General features: G+C 43.4%; 4 protein-coding genes. 2 read left to right on the top strand and 2 right to left on the bottom strand.

All coding sequences use genetic code 11. From position 1 onward, the window contains the following. Positions 1 to 643 precede the first annotated feature (643 nt). Positions 644 to 898: a hypothetical protein gene (locus F6K37_RS31655; RefSeq protein ID WP_008191033.1), complete on the bottom strand. Its 255-nt coding sequence runs from the start codon at positions 896 to 898 to the stop codon at positions 644 to 646. A gap of 331 nt (positions 899 to 1229) precedes the next feature. After that, entirely contained in the window at positions 1230 to 1376 is a 147-nt protein-coding gene (locus F6K37_RS31650; protein ID WP_287254528.1) for a hypothetical protein, read from the bottom strand. 39 nt (positions 1377 to 1415) lie between these two features. On the opposite strand from F6K37_RS31650, the gene F6K37_RS31645 reads away from it, so the two are divergent. After that, the gene (locus F6K37_RS31645) at positions 1416 to 2252 is read left to right on the top strand and encodes an esterase/lipase family protein (RefSeq protein WP_287254526.1); all 837 of its coding nucleotides are present in this window, start codon (positions 1416 to 1418) and stop codon (positions 2250 to 2252) included. Between the two features lie 75 nt (positions 2253 to 2327). Then, the gene (locus F6K37_RS31640; protein ID WP_287254524.1) at positions 2328 to 4589 is read left to right on the top strand and encodes a tetratricopeptide repeat protein; all 2262 of its coding nucleotides are present in this window, start codon (positions 2328 to 2330) and stop codon (positions 4587 to 4589) included. The last annotated feature ends 535 nt before the right edge of the window (positions 4590 to 5124 follow it).

Below are 5124 nucleotides of genomic sequence, written 5' to 3'. Positions count from 1 at the left end.
TGTAGGGAAATGGCATCAACAATTCTCACAATTCCTAAACTGATTACTATACCCTACTGAAAGACCAAGGGCGAACAAAATTCAACCTTAATAACCTTGGCCAATAGGCCACGCTACGCGAACAACATCCTAACCTTAAACCTTAAACATCCTAACCTTCAACCTTCAACATCCTAACTTTAAACCTTAAACATCCTAACCTTAAACCTTAAACATCCTAACCTTCAACCTTCAACATTCTAACCTTAAACCTTCAACATCCTAACTTTAAACCTTCAACATCCTAACTTTAAACCTTCAACATCCTAACCTTAAACCTTCAACATCCTAATCTTCAACATCCTAACCTTCAACCTTCAACATCCTAACCTTAAACCTTCAACATCCTAACCTTAAACCTTAAACATCCTAACCTTCAACCTTAAACATCCTAACCTTCAACCTTAAACATCCTAACCTTCATTAAACATCCTAACCTTCATTAAACATCCTAACCTTAAACTCCACAAAAAAATAGCCGCAGAAATAATTTCCACGGCTATAGGTTTTGATGATGACTACAATTTTTTAACCAAACCTAAACACAATCCCATGTCATGAGACCTAATGTCTTGGCCAGGGGGGTTACCCCCCCTAAACTAGTTTAATCGATAATGAGGTACTTGGTCATAATCGTGATGAATTCCCCTGGGATGCCCGTCGGCTGAAGGGGGCTCCACTCCGAGATTTCCGCGTAACGCAGTGCATATAGGGTATGCATGGTCTTGATTATGGCCTTACGTGACCCTTTCAAAATGTGCTTAACTGGGTATTTTTTTGGAGAAGGTTCCTGAGGAGTATTAGCGGGAGTAATCTCTTCAGGATTGTTGTTTTCGTTTGGGATAAACTCTTCAGTCATCGTTAAAATCTTTGTTTGAAGTTTATACTATAATCATAATGATTATAAATTATTTTGTCAAGGGGTTTTAGAAAATATTTTTTGAGGGAGTATTGAAAGAAAATGTACGGGAAAGGAAATGAAATATTGTTTTTTTTAAGGTAAAAAGGAATAGTTGCGTAGGGTGCGTTAGGGGCGGACTTGCCCTAATTGTTTGCTTATTAGCCAGCCTTGGTATAGTCCGCCCCGTAACGCACCACCAGGTCAAACAGCCAAAGTAAAATTCACAAAAAAAATGTTAGCGTTCGCGTAGTGTCTCTTTCAGAGAATCGCATTTTTTTGATAAGTAATTTTATCGAGAGTATCGGTAATAGTAAATCGAAAAAGTAATTAATTTTGATAATTTTTTCCCGATTCCCGATTCCCGATTCCCGATTCCCGACTCCCGACTCCCTATTTTTCCCTGTGTTAAACTAAATCGAGATTGGGTTTCAAGCATCTACTGGTTAATGCTATATAATTAACTGGAGGCTAATCCTTGAGTAAATTAACGGGCTTGATCAAAATCTCAAGCCACCAGGACTCATTTGCCAAGGCGGATGTGGTGTTTGTTCACGGGCTGGGAGGGAATGCGATCAGCACGTGGCATCCCGAAGGAAAACAGGATGATTATGACTTCTGGCCAGTTTGGTTAGGAAAAGATCAGCTAGGTCTTAACATCTGGTCTTTTGGGTATGACGCTGAAGGGACAAACTGGAAAAACAACAGCAGTATGCCCCTTTTTGACCAAGCCAGTAATTTATTAGATTGGTTAGATATCCACGATCTTGGCAAGCGTCCATTAGTATTTATTACTCACAGTATGGGCGGTCTTTTAGTCAAAAAAATGCTTAACAGTGCCTTGACGTTTCAAAAGCAAGCTATTCTTGAGCAGACTAAAGGGATTGTATTCCTGGCTACTCCCCACACTGGTGCTCATCTCGCTAATTTAATTGATAATATTGGCGTTTTGGCACAAACCACCGTAAGTGTCAAAGAACTAAAAGCTCATTCCCCTCAGTTAAGGGAATTAAATGAGTGGTATCGAGAAAACGTTCGGAGTCTAGGAATTGCTACAAAGGTCTATTATGAAACCCAGCCTGTAAAAGGAATTTTGGTGGTAGACCCAGATAGTGCTAACCCAGGCATTGAAAAAGTGAAGCCGGTTGCTATGGCAAATAACCATATTGACCTATGCAAACCAGAGTCTCAAAACAGTCAGGTCTATCTTGGTGTCAAGAAATTTATCAAAGAATGCGTCAACACTCCTGTGCGCCTAACGGATGACAGCAACGGAACAGTTTATGTTGGCGAGATTCGTATTCATGAGCATTAGCTGAAGTCGTCCGACCGGGAACGGACAAAGTTAAATCCCCCCACTAACATTACTAATCGTGGCACTCCTCACTTTGTGGGGAGACAAGATAAACTTGAGCAGCTCCATTGGGAACTTCAAAACACCGATAAACTAGCAATTTGTGCCATTGCCGGAATGGGGGGTGTGGGCAAAACTGAATTAGCTCTACAATATTCTCTGAAATATCAGGATAACTACCCTGGGGGTTTGTGCTGGTTATCGGTGCGCGGTGGAGATCTCGGAACTCAACTTGTCAGTTTCGGGCGTAGGGAATTAGGATTAACGATTCCAGATGAACTAGAGTTCAACGACCAGGTAAGATACTGCTGGAGAAATTGGCCAGAAGGAACAGTATTGATCGTGCTGGATGATGTCCCTTCTTTCGGCAAGGACTACAAACAAAGAATTCAGCCCTACTTACCTCCAGCCCAATCCCGCTTTAAGGTACTGGTCACCAGTCGTCAGCGTCCAGGGGCTTCTTACCGACGAATTGACCTGGATGTACTATCCCCAGAAGCAGCATTGGAATTATTGCGTACCCTTGTTGGAAAAGAGCGCATTGATAAGGAATTAAACGCAGCAGAAGCTTTATGTAAATGGTTAGGGTATTTGCCCTTAGGTTTGGAGTTAGTAGGACGATATTTAGATATACATCCGAATTTAACCATTGCTAAAGTTCAGAAACGTTTAGAGAAAAAGAAATTAGCAGCTAAGGCGTTACTTTATCCAACAGAAGAAGGGGAAATGACAGCTCAGTTGGGAGTAGCAGCAGCATTGGAATTATCCTGGCACGAGTTGCCATCAGAAGCCCAGCAGTTAGGATCTCGTTTGAGTCTGTTTGCTCAAGCTCCTTTTGAGTGGTTCCTGGTAGAGAATTGTGTTATCGAAACTGAAGATGAAGATGACTCGGAAGAAGAACAAGAAGAATTAGAAGAATTACGCGTTCGCGTAGCGTGGCCTACGGCCAATCGCTTTCTGGTAAATCGTAATCTGTTGCAACTGACAGAATATAAAACCTATCGACTTCATCAACTAATTCGAGAATTTTTCCAGACCAAGCTGGCTCAATTACCAGAGGCCGATAGCTACAAGCAAAGCTTTTGTAAGACAATGGTGGCTGTGGCAGAAAAAATTCCAAAAATTCCTTATACACCAACTAAAGAAATCACTGCAGTAGTTAGCCCCCTCATCCGTCATTTAGCCGAAACTGCTACTGTCCTAACTGACTGGATCAGGGATGAAGATATAATAAAGCCCTTTGCTAGCTTAGGGAAATTATATCACGGTCAAGGTATCTATGACCAGGCTGAACTGTGGTATCAGCAATGTCTAAAGATAACTAGAAGCCGCTTGGGTCACCACCATCCCCATGTGGCCGAAAGTCTCAACAACCTGGCTGGACTTTACTATGATCAGGGGCGGTATGATCAAGCCGAACCCCTCTATAAACGGGCATTGGATATGATAAAGCGGCTGCTGGGTGAAGACCATCCCGATGTGGCCGACAGTCTCAACAACCTGGCATTACTCTACTATGCTCAGGGGCGGTATGATCAAGCCGAAACTCTCTATATCGATGCTTTGGAGCTGTTGAAGAAGCTGCTGGGTGAAGACCATCCCGATGTGGCCGACAGTCTCAACAACCTGGCATTACTCTACCATGCTCAGGGGCGGTATGATCAAGCCGAAACCCTCTATAAACGGGCATTGGATATGATAAAGCGGCTGCTGGGTGAAGACCATCCCCATGTGGCCAAAACTCTCAACAACCTGGCTGGACTTTACGATGATCAGGGGCGGTATGATCAAGCCGAACCCCTCTATAAACGGGCATTGGATATGAGAAAGCAGCTGCTGGTGCTGTGTGAAAACCATCCCGATGTGGCCGACAGTCTCAACAATCTGGCTGCACTGTACTATGCTCAGAGGCGGTATGATGAGGCCGAACCCCTCTCTAAACAGGCATTGGAGATGAGAAAACAGCGGCTGGGTCACTACCATCCCGATGTCGCCCAAAGTCTCAACAATCTGGCTGCACTGTACTATGATCAGAGGCGGTATGATGAGGCCGAACCCCTCCATCAACAGGCATTGGAGATGAGAAAGCAGCTGCTGGGTGAAGATCATCCTGATATAGCCCAAAGTCTCAACAACCTGGCAACACTCTACCAAGCTCAGGGGCGGTACGATGAGGCGGAACCCCTTTTTGTCCAAGCATTGGAGATTGCCGAACGGAAGTTAGGCTTAAACCATCCTAACACGGTAACCTTTGGTGATAATTTGAAAAGGTTGCGCGATATCCTTAATAATACTTAATTTTTGAGGTATTTTCAGAATAAATTGGCTATTTGGTGCGATGTATTCATAACAATGACTAGTTATCAAAAGAAATTGTAATTCACCCTACAGGATTGACCAAAGGTCACGCTACGCGATGCTCCTTTGGAGCCGCTAAAAGCGATTGACCTTGGCCTTTAGGCCACGCTTCGCGAATGGTCACGCTACGCGATGCTCCTTTGGAGCCGCTAAAAGCGAACGCATTCTCAAGCCAACAACGAAACAATAGGTCTCTTTACCAAATTCCTATCAAAAGCGCTATAATGTAATATTACCCTATCTTATTACCACACCCCACACCCCACACCCTACACCCCACACGTGAGGTCTTTGTCAAAAAACCTACCCTTATCAGCACTCCCTACCCGCTATTTCACGTAACTCCAAAATATTCTTCGGCCAACACTTGACATTTTTCAGTAAAGTGTAAGTATATAGACCCCAAAAGCAATTAGTGAAATTACTAGAACCATGAGTTTATCCCTAAAGCAGCTGACCGTTTATCTGACATTGC

Origin of the sequence: Moorena sp. SIO4E2, assembly GCF_010671945.1 — a bacterium.
Classification (GTDB): Bacteria; Cyanobacteriota; Cyanobacteriia; order Cyanobacteriales; family Coleofasciculaceae; genus Moorena; species Moorena producens.
The sequence above is the reverse complement of the archived record's forward strand: the minus strand, read 5'-3'. Positions and strand labels throughout refer to the sequence as shown.

Coding starts and splice junctions, on each gene's coding strand:
- F6K37_RS31655 (WP_008191033.1), bottom strand. CDS start 898: ATGACTGAAGAGTTTATCCCAAACGAAAACAACAATCCTGAAGAGATT.
- F6K37_RS31650 (WP_287254528.1), bottom strand. CDS start 1,376: ATGCTTGAAACCCAATCTCGATTTAGTTTAACACAGGGAAAAATAGGG.